The sequence below is a fragment of the Streptomyces sp. KPB2 genome (genome assembly GCF_003950055.1).
GTDB classification, from domain to species: domain Bacteria; phylum Actinomycetota; class Actinomycetes; order Streptomycetales; family Streptomycetaceae; genus Streptomyces; species Streptomyces salinarius.
Map to the genome: position 1 here is coordinate 4,141,909 of NZ_CP034353.1, position 17,382 is coordinate 4,159,290.

At 68.9% G+C, this 17,382-nt stretch carries 14 protein-coding genes; 6 read left to right on the forward strand and 8 right to left on the reverse strand.

Annotated elements, in window-relative coordinates; translation table 11 throughout:
- Nucleotides 1–6: 6 nt before the first annotated feature.
- The 5 genes from D1J63_RS18390 to D1J63_RS18410 all read left to right on the forward strand — a co-directional run bounded on the left by D1J63_RS18390 (nucleotide 7) and on the right by D1J63_RS18410 (nucleotide 4,770).
- On the forward strand, nucleotides 7–519 hold the full coding sequence (locus tag D1J63_RS18390; RefSeq protein ID WP_125630051.1) for a R3H domain-containing nucleic acid-binding protein: 513 nt from the start codon (nucleotides 7–9) through the stop codon (nucleotides 517–519).
- 126 nt (nucleotides 520–645) lie between these two features.
- Nucleotides 646–1,365: a 16S rRNA (guanine(527)-N(7))-methyltransferase RsmG gene (gene rsmG, locus D1J63_RS18395; RefSeq protein WP_102929302.1), complete on the forward strand. Its 720-nt coding sequence runs from the start codon at nucleotides 646–648 to the stop codon at nucleotides 1,363–1,365.
- Nucleotides 1,366–1,644: 279 nt separating this feature from the next.
- Nucleotides 1,645–2,718, forward strand: coding sequence for a ParA family protein (locus D1J63_RS18400; RefSeq protein WP_164713197.1), 1,074 nt, complete (start codon nucleotides 1,645–1,647; stop codon nucleotides 2,716–2,718).
- The gene (locus D1J63_RS18405) at nucleotides 2,715–3,815 is read left to right on the forward strand and encodes a ParB/RepB/Spo0J family partition protein (RefSeq protein WP_125630053.1); all 1,101 of its coding nucleotides are present in this window, start codon (nucleotides 2,715–2,717) and stop codon (nucleotides 3,813–3,815) included. Before D1J63_RS18400 ends, D1J63_RS18405 begins: the two co-directional genes overlap by 4 nt.
- A gap of 337 nt (nucleotides 3,816–4,152) precedes the next feature.
- Complete coding sequence (locus tag D1J63_RS18410) at nucleotides 4,153–4,770, forward strand: GNAT family N-acetyltransferase (protein ID WP_102929304.1); 618 nt, start codon at nucleotides 4,153–4,155, stop codon at nucleotides 4,768–4,770.
- A gap of 89 nt (nucleotides 4,771–4,859) precedes the next feature.
- On the opposite strand, the gene trxA is transcribed toward D1J63_RS18410, so the two are convergent.
- From trxA to D1J63_RS18445, 7 genes are all read right to left on the reverse strand, one after another.
- Nucleotides 4,860–5,192, reverse strand: a complete 333-nt coding sequence (gene trxA / locus D1J63_RS18415) for a thioredoxin (protein ID WP_102929305.1) — start codon at nucleotides 5,190–5,192, stop codon at nucleotides 4,860–4,862.
- Between the two features lie 39 nt (nucleotides 5,193–5,231).
- A complete protein-coding gene (gene trxB, locus D1J63_RS18420; RefSeq protein ID WP_125630055.1) occupies nucleotides 5,232–6,200 on the reverse strand; it encodes a thioredoxin-disulfide reductase in 969 nt (322 codons plus the stop codon).
- A 159-nt stretch (nucleotides 6,201–6,359) separates the two neighbouring features.
- Nucleotides 6,360–7,208, reverse strand: coding sequence for a zf-HC2 domain-containing protein (locus D1J63_RS18425; protein ID WP_125635580.1), 849 nt, complete (start codon nucleotides 7,206–7,208; stop codon nucleotides 6,360–6,362).
- Nucleotides 7,209–7,225: 17 nt separating this feature from the next.
- On the reverse strand, nucleotides 7,226–7,951 hold the full coding sequence (gene sigM / locus D1J63_RS18430; protein ID WP_125630057.1) for an RNA polymerase sigma factor SigM: 726 nt from the start codon (nucleotides 7,949–7,951) through the stop codon (nucleotides 7,226–7,228).
- 30 nt (nucleotides 7,952–7,981) lie between these two features.
- The gene (locus tag D1J63_RS18435) at nucleotides 7,982–9,700 is read right to left on the reverse strand and encodes a protein kinase family protein (protein WP_125630059.1); all 1,719 of its coding nucleotides are present in this window, start codon (nucleotides 9,698–9,700) and stop codon (nucleotides 7,982–7,984) included.
- Nucleotides 9,701–9,839: 139 nt separating this feature from the next.
- Nucleotides 9,840–12,248 (reverse strand): murein biosynthesis integral membrane protein MurJ, encoded by a 2,409-nt coding sequence (gene murJ / locus D1J63_RS18440; protein WP_125630061.1) that lies wholly within the window; start codon nucleotides 12,246–12,248, stop codon nucleotides 9,840–9,842.
- A 44-nt stretch (nucleotides 12,249–12,292) separates the two neighbouring features.
- The gene (locus D1J63_RS18445; RefSeq protein WP_125630063.1) at nucleotides 12,293–14,704 is read right to left on the reverse strand and encodes a DUF6049 family protein; all 2,412 of its coding nucleotides are present in this window, start codon (nucleotides 14,702–14,704) and stop codon (nucleotides 12,293–12,295) included.
- Between the two features lie 225 nt (nucleotides 14,705–14,929).
- Here D1J63_RS18445 and D1J63_RS18450 point away from each other — a divergent pair, with 225 nt between their 5' ends.
- Nucleotides 14,930–16,381, forward strand: a complete 1,452-nt coding sequence (locus D1J63_RS18450) for a CCA tRNA nucleotidyltransferase (protein WP_125630065.1) — start codon at nucleotides 14,930–14,932, stop codon at nucleotides 16,379–16,381.
- A gap of 74 nt (nucleotides 16,382–16,455) precedes the next feature.
- Here D1J63_RS18450 and D1J63_RS18455 read toward each other — a convergent pair whose 3' ends face one another.
- The gene (locus D1J63_RS18455; RefSeq protein ID WP_125630067.1) at nucleotides 16,456–17,220 is read right to left on the reverse strand and encodes a hypothetical protein; all 765 of its coding nucleotides are present in this window, start codon (nucleotides 17,218–17,220) and stop codon (nucleotides 16,456–16,458) included.
- Between the last annotated feature and the right edge of the window lie 162 nt (nucleotides 17,221–17,382).

The following is a 17,382-nucleotide window of genomic DNA, read 5'->3' on the forward strand; positions in this document are numbered from 1 at the left end:
CATCCCGTGACGGAAGGCACCACCTCCGCCGCTGCCGAGGGTGCAGACACCCTGACCCGCCTCGAGCAGGAGGGCGAGATCGCGGCGGACTACCTGGAGGGTCTGCTCGACATCGCCGACCTCGACGGCGACATCGACATGGACGTCGAGGCCGACCGTGCCTCCGTCTCGATCATCAGCGACAGCAGCAGCCGCGATCTGCAGAAGCTGGTCGGCCGGGACGGTGAGGTGCTGGAGGCTCTGCAGGAGCTCACGCGCCTCGCCGTGCACCGGGAGACCGGGGACCGCAGCCGGCTGATGCTCGACATCGCGGGTTACCGGGCGGGCAAGCGCGCCGAGCTGTCCGAGCTGGGCGCCAAGGCCGCGGCCGAGGCCAAGAGCAGCGGCGAGTCCGTGCGGCTCGAGCCGATGACGCCCTTCGAGCGCAAGGTCGTGCATGACGCGGTCAAGGCCGCGGGGCTCCGCAGTGAGTCCGAGGGCGAGGAGCCGGAGCGCTTCGTCGTCGTGCTCCCTGCCTGATCGGCTTCCTCTCGTTCTCCGGCCCCGTCTGTTGCGCAGACGGGGCCGAATTTTGTCAGCCTGATAGTTCTGGTGGTTCTGGCACCGACGCCCTTGGCGCCGGTGTCGTACGGAAGGACGGTCCCCGTGTCGGAGGCAGCGGAGCTCCCCCCTGTACCCGAGCAGGCACGTGTTGTGTTCGGTGATCGCTACGCGGACGCGGTCCGCTACGCGGAACTGCTCGCCGAGGCGGGGGTGAAACGCGGCCTGATCGGTCCGCGCGAAGTGCCCCGGCTCTGGGAGCGGCACCTGCTGAACTGCGCCGTGCTCTCGGAGGTCGTGCCCGAGGGAGTGACGGTGTGCGACGTCGGCTCGGGCGCCGGCCTGCCCGGGATTCCCTTGGCGCTGGTACGGGACGACCTGAAGATCACCCTGCTTGAGCCGCTGCTGCGCCGTACGAACTTCCTCACCGAGGTCGTGGAGCTGCTGGGCCTGGACCATGTCACCGTGGTGCGGGGCCGGGCCGAGGAGGTCATGGGCAAGCTGCCGCCGGTGCATGTGGTGACGGCCCGAGCCGTCGCTCCACTGGACCGTCTCGCCACCTGGGGCATCCCGCTCCTGCGGCCGTACGGCGAGATGCTCGCCCTCAAGGGCGACACCGCCGAGGAGGAACTGAAGGCGGCGACCGCGGCGCTGAGCAAGCTCGGAGCGGAGGAGACGTCCATCCTCCACGTCGGCGAGGGCGTCGTGGAACCCATGTCCACCGTGGTGCGTGTCGAGGTCGGCGAGAGCCCCGGTGGTGTGCGGTTCGCCGCCAAGCGGGCCAAGGCCGCCCGGACGGGGCGAACGCGCCGGCGTCGCGGATAGCTCTCATGGTCCGCCGTACTCCACTGGTCCGCCGTACTCCACACAAGCTGCCCTGCTCATGCATGCCGGAGTGTCGCGGCCGTTCGGCTTGGGCCGCGCTGCATCGTGTTTCACGTGAAACGTCGCTCACTGTTGCACGGCATCATCAGTCGCGGCCGCGCCGCGTCCGACCCACGTGAACGGAAGCCTCTCGGGTCACTCGGAGAGGGCGCGGAGTTGTCCACAGAGGTGGATTTCTCCACAGAAGACCAGGCCTCACTGGTTCATGACCCCGGAGGCATGGGAGGCTCTGTTCATTGCGAGCCTGAAGTCGAGGAGAGTGAATCCTTGCGGTCCGACGCCAATATCGCGGGGCCGATGACCGATCCGGTCCCCGGTCCCCGTACCGAGTCGATGGGGGCGGATGTTTCACGTGAAACACCGCCTCCGATGGACGACACTCCGATCGGTCGTGCTGCCCAACTGGCGGTGGACGCTCTGGGCCGCGCCGGTGAGGGGCTGCCGCGACCCGAGCAGACTCGGATCATGGTCGTAGCAAACCAGAAGGGCGGTGTGGGCAAGACGACGACGACCGTCAATCTTGCCGCGTCGCTCGCCTTGCACGGTGCACGAGTCCTGGTCGTCGATCTCGACCCACAGGGCAACGCCTCCACCGCGCTGGGCGTCGACCATCACGCCGAGGTGCCGTCCATCTACGACGTGCTGGTCGAGAGCCGACCGCTCTCCGAAGTGGTCCAGCCGGTCCCCGATGTCGAGGGTCTGTTCTGCGCGCCCGCCACCATCGATCTCGCCGGTGCGGAGATCGAGCTGGTCTCTCTGGTCGCGCGGGAGAGCCGGCTCCAGCGGGCGATCACGGCGTATGAACAGCCGCTGGACTACATCCTCATCGACTGCCCGCCCTCACTCGGCCTGCTGACCGTCAACGCGCTCGTCGCCGGCCAGGAAGTGCTGATCCCGATCCAGTGCGAGTACTACGCGCTGGAGGGGCTGGGTCAGCTGCTGCGCAACGTCGACCTCGTCCGAGGGCATCTCAACCCCACGCTGCATGTGTCGACGATCCTCCTCACCATGTACGACGGTCGGACGCGGCTTGCGTCCCAGGTCGCGGACGAGGTGCGCAGCCACTTCGGCGAGGAGGTGCTGCGGACGAGCATTCCCCGCTCGGTCCGCATCTCCGAGGCCCCGAGCTACGGGCAGACGGTACTGACCTACGATCCAGGATCAAGCGGAGCCCTCTCCTATCTGGAGGCGGCCCGTGAGATCGCGCTGAAGGGTGTGGGCGTCAGCTATGACGCGACCCATGCCCATGTCGGCGCTCAGAATGATCCGAGCATGGTGGAGGGGATCCAGTGAGTGAGCGACGGAGGGGGCTGGGCCGTGGTCTTGGCGCACTGATCCCCAACGCCCCGACCGAGAAGTCGGTTGCCTCGGCGGCCTTGGGGGCTGCGGCTTCCGCGTCCCCGGGGACGATGCCTCTGCTGCCGAACGAACGCGGTGTGGCTGCGGCGAAGGTGGCGACGCTGCCGCATGTTTCACGTGAAACGGAGGAGCCGACGGTCCCTCAGGGTGCCGAAGGACTTCGCCCGCCGATGGGGGCACACTTCGCCGAGGTTCCTCTCGACGCCATCACGCCGAACCCGAAGCAGCCGCGCAAGGACTTCGACGACGACGCGCTGGCCGAGCTCGTCACCTCCATCAGGGAGGTGGGTCTGCTCCAGCCGGTTGTCGTGCGGCCGACGGAGCCCGGGCGTTATGAGCTCATCATGGGCGAGCGCCGCTTCCGGGCCTGCCGAGAGCTGGAACTGGATGCCATCCCGGCGATCGTGCGGGCGACGGAGGACGAGAAGCTCCTCCTGGACGCGCTCCTGGAGAACCTGCACCGCGCTCAGCTGAACCCGCTGGAGGAGGCGTTCGCCTACGACCAGCTGCTGAAGGACTTCAACTGCACGCACGACCAGCTGGCGGACCGTATCGGTCGCTCCCGCCCGCAGGTGTCCAACACGCTGCGCCTGCTGAAGCTCTCCCCGAAGGTGCAGAACCGGGTCGCCGCCGGAGTGCTCTCCGCAGGACACGCGCGAGCGCTGCTCTCCGTCGACGATCCGGAAGAGCAGGACCGGCTGGCCCATCGCATCGTGGCCGAAGGACTCTCGGTGCGGTCGGTCGAGGAGATCGTGACCCTGATGGGTTCCCGGCCGCAGAAGCCGCAGCGGGCCAAGGGCCCACGGGCCGGTTCTCTGGTCTCCCCGGCGCTCTCGGACCTGGCGACGCGGCTCTCGGACCGATTCGAGACGCGCGTGAAGGTCGACCTGGGACAGAAGAAGGGCAAGATCACCGTGGAGTTCGCCTCCATGGACGACCTGGAGCGGATCCTCGGCAGCCTGGCCCCCGGCGAAGGCCCCGTGCTCCAGAAGGGCCTCCTGGAGGACAAGGACGACGACGTCGAATCCTGATGTCGGGGCAGCGGAGCGCCCGGCGCGCTCGGTGGTGCCTCGAGAGCCTCAAGGGCGGGCCGTGTCCGGTGCATACCGGAACACGGCCCGCCCTTTGCTTTGCGTCGGTGTCGAGGCCACCGCATCGTGGATACGATGCGACCGGGATGGCGTCGTCACCTGGCAGTACCTCTGAGTGGAAGGCAGGGGCCATGCGAACGATGAGCCGCACCGAACTGGTGAGCGCGGGCTTGGGGCTGGGCGCGGTCGGTGGGTTCATCGGCAGCCTGCTCAGGGAACGGAGCGCTCTGACAGCCGCCCGCGACGCGGCAGGCGAAGGAAGCGAGGAACAGCCTTCATGGGGCGCCGGCTCGTACCGCTCACGCTGGACAACCTTCAGGACCTTCCCCAGCGCTGTCGTTCGTGCGTCTTCTGGGAACTGGACCCCGTCAGCGGCGAGGCCGCGGTAAAGGCGGGCACACCGGCTCTGGAGAAGGAGTCCTGGATCTCCGCCGTCCTCCTGGACTGGGGGTCGTGCGGCCGGGTGGTCTACGTCGACGACGTGCCGGTGGGCTACGTTCTCTACGCGCCGCCGGCGTATGTACCGCGCTCGGCGGCATTCCCCACCAGCCCGGTCTCCTCGGACGCGGTCCAACTGATGACCGCCTTCGTGATGCCGGGGTATCAGGGTCAGGGACTGGGCCGGGTGATGGTCCAGACGGTCGCCAAGGATCTTCTGCGCCGGGGCTTCAAGGCCATCGAGGCGTTCGGCGATGCTCGCTGGAAGGAACCCGCCTGTGTCCTGCCGGCGGAGCACCTGTTGGCGGTGGGCTTCAAGACGGTCCGGCCGCACCCCCGCCACCCACGGTTGCGACTGGATCTTCGGTCCACGCTCTCCTGGAAGGAAGACGTGGAGATGGCGCTGGACCGCCTGCTCGGCGCGGTTCAGAAAGAACCGGTGTTGCGTCCGCTGTAGTGAGACACGGAAAGCCGTTGTAACACGAATGGGCCGACCCGGTCGGGTCGACCCATTCGTGTTTCACGTGAAACGTGAGTCGGCGATCGTCAGTCGGCGATGAAGGCCTCGAGGTCGCGGACGATCGCGGCCTTCGGCTTGGCGCCCACGATGGTCTTGGCGACCTCGCCACGCTGGTAGACGTTCAGGGTGGGGATGGACATGACGCCGTACTTGGCAGCCGTACCCGGGTTCTCGTCGATGTTCAGCTTGACGATCTCGATCTTGTCGCCGTACTCGGCGGCGATCGCCTCGAGGGACGGCGCGATCTGGCGGCACGGACCGCACCAGGCGGCCCAGAAGTCCACCAGGACGGGCTTGTCGTTCTTGAGGACGTCCTGCTCGAAGGATGCGTCGGTCACGTGCTTCAGGGTGCCGGCCACGGCGGGCTCCTTAACTGAGTGGTGCGGGGGATGGGGTGGTCAGACGGTGGTCTTCTCGGGCTCCGCCTTGTCCTCGTCGCTGAGGGCGGCGAGGAAGCGCTCGGCGTCGAGAGCGGCGGAGCAGCCGGTGCCCGCGGCGGTGATCGCCTGGCGGTAGGTGTGGTCGACCACGTCACCGGCGCCGAAGACACCCGTCAGGTTGGTGCGGGTCGAGGGTGCCTCGACCTTCAGGTAGCCCTCCGGGTCCAGGTCGAGCTGGCCCTTGAAGAGCTCGGTGCGCGGGTCGTGGCCGATCGCGATGAACAGGCCGGTCACCGGCAGGTCCGAGAGCTCGCCGGTCTTGACGTTGCGCAGCTTCAGGCCCGCGAGCTTCTGGTCGCCCTGGACCTCGGCGACCTCGCTGTCCCAGACGAACGTGATCTTGGGGTCGGCGAAGGCACGCTCCTGCATCGCCTTGGAAGCGCGCAGGGTGTCGCGACGGTGGACGATCGTCACGGACTTCGCGAAGCGGGAGAGGAACGTGGCCTCCTCCATCGCGGTGTCACCGCCACCGATCACGGCGATGTCCTGGTCCTTGAAGAAGAAGCCGTCACAGGTCGCGCACCAGGAGACACCCCGGCCGGACAGCGCGTCCTCGTTCGGCAGGCCGAGCTTGCGGTGCTGGGAGCCGGTGGTGACGATGACGGCCTTGGCCCGGTGGACCGTGCCCGCGGTGTCGGTGACGGTCTTGATCTCACCGCTGAGATCGACGGCCACGACATCGTCCGGGATCAGTTCGGCGCCGAAGCGCTCCGCCTGGGCCCGCATGTTGTCCATGAGCTCGGGGCCCATGATGCCGTCCTGGAAGCCGGGAAAGTTCTCGACCTCGGTGGTGTTCATCAGAGCTCCGCCCGCGGTGACGGCACCCTCGAACACCAGCGGCTTCAGCGACGCTCGCGCGGTGTAGAGCGCCGCCGTGTAGCCGGCGGGCCCGGAGCCGATGATGATCACGTTTCGGACGTCGCTCACGGCTTCATTCCTCGTCTCTGGACTGTGTCTTCAGGGCCGGGTGGAGCTGCACTCGGAACTCTCACCCCACCTAACGGATCCTACGGGGCGCGCATTCCCGCTGTGTCCGGGCACACGGCGACAGCTCAGGGCCGCCCGAGGGCGAATAGGGCCGGACGGCTACGGACGCGCGTAGGAGTGCTTCAGGAGGATCTTGCCCTTGCCGATCGCAGGTTGCTTCACGCACGCCGACTCGACGATGTAGGCGGTGACCCGAGTGTCGTTGGCGGCATCGGGCAGCACCACCAGCAGGGCTTCCTTGCCCTTGTAGACGCCTTGCTCGGTGGCGATCGCCGCGTCGTCGCGCCCGAGGGCCCTCCGAATGCACTCGGGGACGGTCGGCTGCTTGAAGACGTGATTCTCGGCGGTCTCGCCACCGGTCTCGGACTCCATGCCGAAGCTGCGCGGTGTGCGCGACTCCTTCTGGGCGCTCCCGTCCGCGACGAGGCCGGTGACCTTGGCCTCGAGATGCCCCTCGGAGAAGGTGTCCGCGAGCGCGGTCTGCTGCTCGTGGGCGGTGTCGTCGGAGGAGCTCCCCCCATTCAGGGAGGACACGATGACCGAGCCGAGTCCGATGGCCGCGGCCGCGGTCACGGCGCCGAGGACGGCGATCCTGCGTCGCCCGCCTCGCCGACGATCCTTGCGACCGGGGCCGGTGGAGGAGGGGCGAGCGTGTCCCGTGGGCCGGTCGGCGGGGGCCGATGTTTCACGTGAAACATGCGCGGTGCCGGAGACGCCCGGCAGTGGCTCGGCTGCCAGGGCGGCGTCGATACGGGCAGCCACATCGTCCGGCATGGGCGCCGGGGCGGGCAGGCTGCCGAGCAGTCCCTGGATCTCGTCCAGTGCCGCGTAGACGTCCGCGCAGAGCTCGCAGCCGGCCAGATGCTGCCGTACGTCGGCAGTCCGTGTACTGGGGAGGAGACCTTCGGCGAAGTCGGAGAGCTCCGCGGTGTCCGGGTGCTCGGTCATGTCTGTCGTCGACGACGTCACGCTCGTCCACCTCCGCCCTTCACTGCGGCTGAATCGCTCGGCCCTGTCTCCGGCGGACCCGCACGCTGCGGTCCCGCTGCGGGTGGGACGGATGCCCCCTGCGTCCGGTTCCGCTCCGCGCCCGGTTCCCTCTTCTTGTCGCTGCCGTCAGGCCGGAGGTGGGTGAGTAGCGGCAGGAGCCTGGCTCTGCCCCGGGCACACCGGCTCTTGATCGTCCCGCTCGGTACGTCGAGGATGCGGGCGGCCTCCGCGACGGGGTAGCCCTGCATGTCCACCAGGACGAGGGCGGCTCGCTGGTCGGCTGGCAGGGTGCTCAGGGCCGCCAGCAGCTGACGGTGCAGATCATTGCGTTCGGCGGGCGCGGAGGCCGACTCGTGCGGCTCCAGGAGCTGCTCCAGGCGCTCGGTGTCGTCGACGGGTGCGGTTTTCCGAGACGCGGCCTTGCGGGCACGGTCCAGACAGGCGTTCACCGTGATCCGGTGCAGCCAGGTCGTGACGGCTGCCTGCCCACGGAAGGTGTGCGCGGCCCGATAGGCGGAGACGAGAGCGTCCTGGACGGCGTCGGCCGCCTCCTCGCGATCCCCCAGCGTCCGCAGGGCCACCGCCCAGAGCCGGTCGCGGTGACGGCGTACGACCTCACCGAAGGCATCGGGGTCGCCCTCGACGTGGCGGGCGAGGAGGTCCTGATCGCTGATGCCGCTGTATGCGGTGTCATCTGCCATCGGCCTCCTCCCCCCTTCCTCCGAGGGCCTTCAGCCCTTGAACGTCACGTCGGTGATCGCCTGCTTGTAGCCGGCGCCGCTGTAGCCGTCGGACGGAGCGTTCGGCACGTCGGTCATCCACAGGAGGACGTACCGCGTCTTGACGGGCTTCGATGCCTTGGCGGTGAGCGAGGTGCCGGTCGTGGTGGCGCTCGCGATCTCCTTCATCCCCTCGACGCCCGTCGAGGGCGACAGGGAATCGGTGGCGTAGAGATGCACGGTCGTGTGATCACCGGTGTACCGGAGTGCTACCGAGGCCGTCGAGACGTCCTGCGGTGAACCGAGGTCGTAGACGATGCCGACGCCGGGCTTGTACGGCGCGAGCTTCGGGCCTTCGTTGTATTTCTTCGTGCGCCAGTAGGTGGAGGCGTCACCGTCGTAGGTGTTGGCGACATCCCCCGGTGCCTGGGCCCCGCCGCTGGCGACGTACTCCTGGGCTGCCTGCACACTGATCGGCTTGGCCGGCTTGGTCTGCTCGTTGTTCTTGTCGTTGCCGTCCGTCGTCTGGGTCTGGTTCTGGTCGTCGGCCTTGCCGCCCCGTTCCATCAGGGCGTCCGCCAACTGCCAGCTGCCGAGGCCGAGCGCGGCGATCAGCAGGGCCGAGACGCTCCACTTGAGGGCCTTGCCGGTACGGCTCTGCAGCGGGGGCGGCGGCGTCGGTACGGGCTGTGCGACACCGGGGTGCGGCGCCGGACGTCCGTACGCGCCCTGCTGGTAGGCCGTGCGCTGGTACTGGGGTGGAGCGGTGTACGCAGGCTCCGGCGGGCGGATGCGGGGCATCTCGCCGATCGCCTTCACCAGTTCCTCCGGCGTCGTGCAGGGGGACTCGTGGCGGGAGGCGGTGGCGCCGTCGTTGGCGAGCGCCCGCATCGCCAGCTCGGACAGGCCGCGGTGGATGCCGGCCCGCACCTGGTCCGGGGGGATCAGGCCGATGTCCTTGGGCAGCCCCGCCAGACCGTGCGCGTCGCTCTCGTACGGCCAGCGCTGGGTGAGCGTGGCGTACAGAAGGGCGCCGATGGCCTCGGTGTCGGTGCGCTGCGGGGTGTCGGAACTGATGCCGCGCAGCGCGGCGTTGACGGCGAGCCCGCGGATCCGCCACTGGCCCGTCGACGTGCGCAGCACCGCGTTGGGGCTCAGGCGCAGATGGGCCAGGCCCTCGCGGTGTGCGGCCGCCATGGCCGACGCCACCTGACTGACCATCTGGTAGGCGTCGTAGGCATCCAGCGGTCCGGAGGCGAGGAGCGCGGTCAGCTCGGTGGCGTCGGGGAGCCACTCGTGGACGACGTAGACGAGGTCGTTGTCCTCGACGGCGTCCAGTACCTGGACGAATCGGGGGTCGCCGAGGAGGGCGGAGGAGCGTGCCGCGGCCAGCACGGAGCGGGCGCGCGGGTGGTCCGCCGGGAGGAGGTGGACTCCGACGGCGCGGCGCAGCTTCTCGTCGACGGCCCGCCAACTGCTGAAGCCGTCCAGACGGGTGACGCATTCCTCGAGACGGTAGCGTCTGGCGAGCTTGTGCCCGCTGTGCAGTTCGGGAGGCGAGGCCTTGCCGGATTCCTCGCTCGTGGGGCTCCCCTGTGCCTCGTCGCTGTCCGTGTCCCGCTCCCGGTTGTTGGCCACCCCGTCGGCCGTGGACTGGTCCGCCTGTGCGGTCAGCGGCTCGTCACCGCTGTTGTCTGCCACGTCGACGGCAGCTGTGCTCCGTTCCGCCACCGTCGTTCCTGCCTCCCCATTCCGTGCGCGTCGGCCGACTCCCGATCCGCGCGTCCGACGCCGAACCCAATTGTGCCCACAGTCCGCCGCTATGCACGACACACAGCGGCGGACGATGGTTGTGCGCCTACCCCGGGTCTCAGCGTCCCAGGCGTCCGCGCACCATCCCGACCAGAGAGTTGACTTCCTCGATGCGCATCTTGCGGGCGGCGACGAAGAAGACGCCGAACAGGAGCAGACCGCCGGCGATCAGCGCGGCGAACGATCCCACGACGCCCTGGCCGAGCGCCTGGCTGATCGCGTAGCAGGCGGCGCCGCCGAGCAGGGCTGCCGGTACGGACGCGATGCACAGCCGGGCGTACGTGCGCAGCACCCGGGCGCCGTCCAGGTCACCGCCGAGCCGCTTGCGCAGCCTGCGCCAGGCGACGCCCACGCCGATCACGTAGGCCAGACCGTAGGAGGCGGCCATGCCCACGACGGCCCAGCGGGAGGGCAGCAGGAGGTAACACAGGCCCGAGGCGGCGGCGTTGACCACGGCCACGATGACGGTGTTGTAGAAGGGCGTCCGGGTGTCCTCGTAGGCGTAGAAGGCGCGCAGGACGACGTACTGCACGGAGTACGGGATGAGGCCGAGACCGAAGGCCATCAGCATGTAGCCCATGTTGGTGGCTTCACTGGTGCCCGACGAGCCGAACATGAGCGTGCACATGGGGATGCCGAGTGCGACGAAACCGAAGGACACAGGAACGATGGCGACAGCCGTGGTGCGCAGGCCCTGGGAGATGTCGTCGCGGACCGCTCCCCCGTCCTCCTCGGATGCCGAGCGGGAAATGCGGGGCAGCAGCGCGGCCATGAGGGAGACGGTGATGATCGCCTGCGGCAGCCCCCAGATCAGCTGGGCGTTGGCGTAGGCGGCGAAACCCGTGCCGTCCACAGGCGATGCCTTGCCCGCCGCGGTGGAGAGCTGGATGACGATCATGGCGCCCGCCTGGTTGGCAAGCACGAAGAGGACCGTCCACTTGGCGAGAGTGATGGCCTTGCCGAGTCCGTGTCCCTTCCAGTCGAACCGGAGGCGGAGCCGGAAGCCTGTCTCCCGCAGGTAAGGGATCATGGCCAGGGACTGCACGATGAGGCCCAGCAGCACACCGATGCCGAGCAGGCGCTCGCCTTCCGGTGGGATGCTCGTGACCTTCATCCCTGAGCTCTCAGCGGTGCCGTAGACCCAGATGAACATCCCCAAGGTCACGATGATGACGATGTTGTTCAGGACCGGGGTCCACATCATCGCGCCGAACCTGCCACGGGCGTTGAGGACCTGCCCCATCACCACATGCAGACCCATGAAGAAGATGGACGGCAGGAAGTATCGGACGAAGGTGATACCGACCTCGTTCGCAGCCGGGTCACTGGCCACAGGGTTGGACAGGAGCCGGATCAGCAGGGGCGCGCCCAAGACCGTGATCACCGTCAGCGCGCCCAGGGCCACCATGACGAGGGTCAGCAGGCGGTTGGCGTATGCCTCGCCACCGTCCTCGTCGTCTTTCATGGCGCGGACGAGTTGCGGTACGAAGACCGAGTTGAGACCGCCGCCGACGGTAAGGATGTAGATCATCGTCGGCAGTTGGTAGGCGACCTGGAAGGTGTCGCCGAGCAGGCCGACACCCAGCGCCGAGACGATCAGTGCTGACCGGACGAACCCGGTCAGCCGCGACACCATCGTGCCCGCGGCCATCACGGCGCTCGACTTCAGCAGGCCGCCCGCGCGCCCGCCCTTCTTGGGCGCGGCGGCCGGCGGTGCCGCAGGGGCGGGCTCGGGCTCCTGGAGGGGAGCCTCGGCCGCCTCGGGGGTGGGCGCCACCGCGTACTGGCCCGGCGCCGGTGCCGCGTGCTGGCCGGGTGCCGGAGTGGGGCCGCCGTACTGGCCGTGCGCCGGAGCGTTGCCGTACGAGTCGGGCCCTTGGTGCCCGCCGTACTGTCCCGGAGCCGGTGTGGTGCCGTACTGCCCCGGTCCTGCCGTCCCGCCGTATGGCGCCGGAGCCGGGGCGGGGACGGCCGCCTGGTCGTTGTACGAGGGGTGGCCGCCGCCCTGCTGCTGGTCGCGGAAGAGGTGCGCGAAGGCGTCGCGCTCGTGACGCTGGTCACCGGCCTGGCCGACCAGGTCGTCCACGCCGACGAACTGGGTGGTCCGCGGGTCGTCGCCGTACGGCAGGTACTGCGTCGGGCCCTCCGGTTCGGGCGCCGGGGTCTGGGCCCAGAGGCGGGGGTCGGGAGCGTGGGGCGACTGGGAGGGCTGGGAGTACAGCGGCTGCTGCGGCGGGTACGTGCCCGGGGGCGGCGGAGGGTGCGCGGCGCGATCGTAGAGCGCCTCGGAGACCGGGTCCTGGGCGGAGAGGTCCTGCGCCCGGTAGGGGTCCTGGTCGTAGGCGTCCTGGAGGTACATGTCCGCGGGCGCCTGCGGCGGCGTCTGGCCGGGGTCCGGCGGCGGGCCCTGGGGGTGACCCGAGCCGTCCGCGGCCTGACCGCGGTCACCGTCGTACGGCGCGTTCATGGTTACCCCACCTCATCGTCCCGGGCCGACCGGCCACGACATCCTCAACGGTCCACTCTCTCACCCGTGCCGGACGGGTCGGCGTTTTCCGCTGCGGTGTCCGGTGTCGGGTCACTCGGCTGCTCCGGGTCGTCTGCCCGGGCCGGTGCCTCGGACTCCTGTGTGTGACGTGCTTCGGGGTCCTTCGGGTTCTCCGGGTCGTCGTCGGAGTTTCCCGCCGCCTCCGGCTCCTCCCCGGACTCCGTCTCCTCGTCGGCCTTCTCGGCGGCACGGGCCGCGGCGCGCTTGCGCTGCGTGTACATCCGGAAGCCGGCGAGGACGAGCAGCAGGACACCGCCGCCGATGACGAGCATCACGGTGGCCGTGATCTCGGTGACCTTCACGTCGAAGGTGACGGCCTTGCCATAGGGCCGCCCGTCCTGCGTGTACAGCTGGGCGATCACCGTGGCCCGGCCGTTGGCGTTGGCCGACGTGGTGAACTTCACCGACTGGCTGTGGCCGCCGGAGACCGAGATCGGCTGCTCCTGGTAGCGGGCGCCGTCGATCTCCAGACGCGTCGGGTTGGTCGAGGTGAGCCGGAGGACCAGGGGGCCGACGTCCTGCACCAGGTTGTTCTGGACCGTCACCGGGATCGTGGCGCTGCGGCCGGAGAGCTTCGTCTCCGACTTGTCGATCAGTCTGACCCGGCCGGACAGGCTGTCGAGGTACGACTTCACCCCGTCGCGGAACGACTCCGCCTCGGTGGCCCGGCCGCGCCACGACACGGACATCTCCCTGTTCAGGGCACGTCCGAAGGGGGTCACCACCCGGGACGGGTCCGAGAGCACGACCTTGAAGCTGTCCAGGGCGTCCTGCGTCCGCGCGCTCTCCACGAAGGCCGACCGGGGCAGCTCCTTCTTGCGCAGCCCGGACGGGTAGGAGGAGGTGCCCGGCACCTTGGTGGCGGCGTCCGGGTCCGGCTTGGCGGCGGAGGCCGCGGACAGCTTCTGGGACTGGGACCAGGTGCCGCTCTGAAGGGCCCGCAGTGCCTCGGCCATCGCGCGGGCCTGGCTGCCGGAGGGCATCCGCTGCGGTGCGATGACGACGCTGCGCTGCTTGTCGGTCTGGAGGCTCAGGCCGAGGCTCTGGGCGAGGAAGCGCTGCACGGCGAGCGTGGAGGCGGACGCCGTCGTGAGGTCGCCCTCGAACGCCGTGGAGAGCCGGGCGTCCGCCACGACGGCCGTGGTGCCGCCACCGATGGGACGGGCGGCCGAGGGGGTGTAGGGCAGGCCGTCGGTCTCCCGGAGGGAGTCGCTGCGGGCGATCACCTTGTCAGCGCCCGCGGAGGTGGCGACCTTGACGATCGACCGGTCGACGGCGCCGTCCACGGGCCAGGCGAAGTCGGTGTTCGGCTTCACGTGGAGGATCGGCTCGACGGTGTTGCCGATGACGTCCGTCGCCTCCTTGAGCTGGCTCAGGGAGCCGGTGACGTCCGTGCCGTTGTGGGCCAGGGAGGCCAGGTCGGGGTCGGCGAAGGGGAGGGCGACGACCTCTTCGTCGGCCACCGCGTCCTGCAGGTCCGCCAGCCACTGCTTGGCGATCGTCTGGTGGGTGCCGGCGACGGTCTTGTCCCCGTCCCGGACGCGGTAGCTGCCGGTCATCGCGTCGACGGAGGCCAGCAGGTCGGGGTCGACCACCCAGGTGACGTCGAGGTCCTTGCCCAGCGTCACCATCTGGTTCAGACGGCCGCCGGGGGAGATCTCCTTCGCCAGGTCGTCGTTGAGGAAGACCGGTGTCTGTTCCTCGTTCGGCCCCGTCTCGGCTGCCATGTGCGTCGTCGAGACGAGGGGCCACAGCGCCGTGGTCCTGGTTTTCGTGTCGGCCCCGTCGGGCTGCCACGGCAGGAAGGTCCGCTGGATGCCGAGGATCTGCTCCCACGGCCGTGCGGAGGTCTCACCGGACAGCGAGACGGCGAATTCGTAGACACCGTCGTCGCCGAGGTTGAGGTCGTCGACCGGGACGGAGATGTTGAAGTGCTCGGCGACACCGGGGGTGAGCTTGGAGAACTTCTCGGTGTACTTGTTGTCGATCTCCGGAGCGATGGAGCCCTGGAGATCGTCGCTGTCCTTGGCGATCGCGTCGACGGACGACCGGGTGTCGATCTGCGGTCCCACGCGCAGGCCGACATGGGCGTTGGTGACGGTCTGCTTGCCCTTGTTCGTCACGGTGCCCGACACGGTCACCGTGTCCCCGTCGGTCGGGGCCGAGGGGGTGAGCGAGTCCACGGCGACGGCCACCGAGCCCGAGTCCGAGTCGGCCAGGGCGGCGGCCGCTTCCTCGGCGTGCGCCGAACCGGCGGCGGGCAGCTGGACGAGGCCGGCCAGCAGCGGCGCCCCGGCGAGCAGCGCCGTGGTGCGCCGGAGCCACCGGCGGGCAGGTGAGGGACTGGTCCCCTGGAAGTCTGCCGCCTCGGCCACGCGCTCGCCCGTCCCTCGTCGTGATCAGTGGTCGTCGGAATGTGCGTCCACGCATGGTAACGATGTGCGCCGAGGGGAAGTGCCGCGGCGTACGCCACAAGATCCGCAGCCACGGCGGGCTTCCCTCTATGTGCGTCTATAAAGGGAGCGGTACGGAAGTGCGGGATTCCGCGCCCGACGAATGGGGGCGCCCGTCTTCGCCCGGGCCACGTACCCTGTTCAGTTGTGCCGAACGCCAACGAAGTCAGCCCCAGTGTCCTGAGCCAGGAGCAGCACCGCGCGGTGAACGAGCCGCTGCGCGTCGCCCCTGTCGCCGACGATCTCGCCCGCCGTTTCCAGGAGGCCGGGTTCTCGCTCGCCCTGGTCGGCGGGTCGGTCCGGGACGCCTTGCTCGGGCGGCTCGGCAACGACCTGGACTTCACGACGGATGCCCGCCCCCAGGACGTACTCAAGATCATGCGGCCCTGGGCGGACGCGGTCTGGGAGGTCGGGATCGCCTTCGGCACGGTCGGGGGACAGAAGGACGGCTGGCAGATCGAGGTGACCACCTACCGGTCGGAGGCGTACGACCGCACCTCGCGCAAGCCCGAGGTGTCCTACGGCCACTCCATCGAGGAGGACCTCGTCCGGCGTGACTTCACGGTGAACGCGATGGCCGTCGCGCTGCCGGAGAAGGCGTTCATCGACCCGCACGGAGGACTCGACGACCTCGCGGCCGGCGTGCTGCGTACTCCGGGGACTCCCGAGGACTCCTTCTCGGACGATCCGCTCCGGATGATGCGAGCCGCGCGCTTCGCCGCACAGCTCGACTTCGAGGTGGCCCCGGAGGTCGTCAAGGCCATGCGGGACATGGCCGGACGCATCGACATCGTCTCGGCCGAGCGGGTCAGGGACGAGCTGAACAAGCTCATCCTCTCCTCGCACCCGCGCAAAGGGCTGACCCTCCTGGTGGAGACCGGCCTCGCCGAGCGCGTCCTGCCCGAGCTGCCCGCCCTGCGGTTGGAGCGCGACGAGCACCATCGGCACAAGGACGTCTACGACCACACGCTCATCGTCCTGGAGCAGGCGATGGCCCTGGAGAGCGAGGGCCCCGACCTGACCCTGCGCCTGGCCGCCCTGCTGCATGACATCGGCAAACCGCGCACCCGTCGCTTCGAGAAGGACGGCAGGGTCTCGTTCCACCACCACGAGGTGGTCGGGGCGAAGATGACGAAGAAGCGCATGCTCGCGCTCAAGTACTCCAACGAGCTGGTGAAGGACGTCTCGCGCCTGGTCGAGCTGCATCTGCGCTTCCACGGCTACGGCACGGGAGAGTGGACGGACTCCGCGGTCCGCCGCTATGTCCGGGACGCGGGACCGCTGCTCGACCGGCTCCACAAGCTCACGAGGTCGGACTGCACGACGCGCAACAAGCGCAAGGCGTCGGCCCTCTCCCGCGCCTACGACGGTCTGGAGGAGCGGATCGCGCAGCTTCAGGAACAGGAGGAGCTGGACGCGATCCGCCCGGACCTGGACGGCAACCAGGTCATGGAGGTCCTGGGCGTCCCGCCGGGCCCGGTCGTCGGTCGGGCGTACAAGCACCTGCTGGAGCTGCGCCTGGAGAACGGGCCCATGGGGCATGAGGCCGCCGTCGCGGCACTCAAGGAGTGGTGGAGCAACGAGTCAGAGGCTGAATGAGTAGGGGCGGCATGTTTCACGTGAAACATGCCGCCCCTACTGCTGCAGTGCTTGCGGGTCTTGCGCGTGACTCGTTACACGTTCACGAGGGTGCTGGTGGCCGTGCCGTAGACGTTGGAGACCAGGGTCTGCTTCTTGTCGACCTGGAAGGTCCCTCCGGAGATGACGACCTCACCCTCCCAGACGATGGAGGCGACGGCCGTGTTGCCACTGCTGCAAGGACCGCCCTTCTTGCAGAAGCTCTGCTTCCCTAGCTGCTTCTTCGCTATGCCCTTCGACATCTTGACGACACCGGAGTAGTTCTTCTTTCCCCCGTCGGCGTCGACCACCTTCGTGATGGTGCGCCCGTTGCTGTAGAAGGTCTCCCAGATCTTGAACTCCATGACGGTGACGCCCATCAGCTTGATCTTGTTGGACCTCGTCACCGTGTGGTTGCCCTTGGGCAGCGGTCGTTTGGCCGCTACGGCAAGAGCACTGCCCGTCTGTTCAGCTTCGAGAGTGACGTCACCTCCTCGCAGGGCGGTGACCTGAATGTCATCGGTGTCGGTACTGGCGGCGGCCTCGCCCGTGCTCTGCGTCAGGAACTCTGTGAACAGAGCGGGGTCCTGGAGATAGCCGATGAATCGTTTCTGCTCACTTGTGGTGAGGGAATGGAACTCTTCGAGGGTCTCCGATGCACCGTCTTCGTCGGAGTGCTCCAGATAGTCGACGTATGCGGCCGGGCTGGAAGCCGGGCCGCTGTGTGCCGGCTCTGCCGCTGAAGCGGTCGAGATCGAGCCGAAGGTGAGAGCCGCAGCGCCGAACGCGGCGGCGGCCCCGTGAATGAAGTGTTTCCTCACGGCAATTCCCCCTGCATGTTGAGGTGTCGTACAGCGAGGTTGAGGTCCTCGCCGAGAGGGCTGGTCAGGCCCAGTGAGTGATCTTTGCCGTGGGGAGGGAGGCGGGCAAGGCTTTTGAGCGTGACCAGAGGTTCCGGCTCTCCATGCTTGCCCTGGAACGCT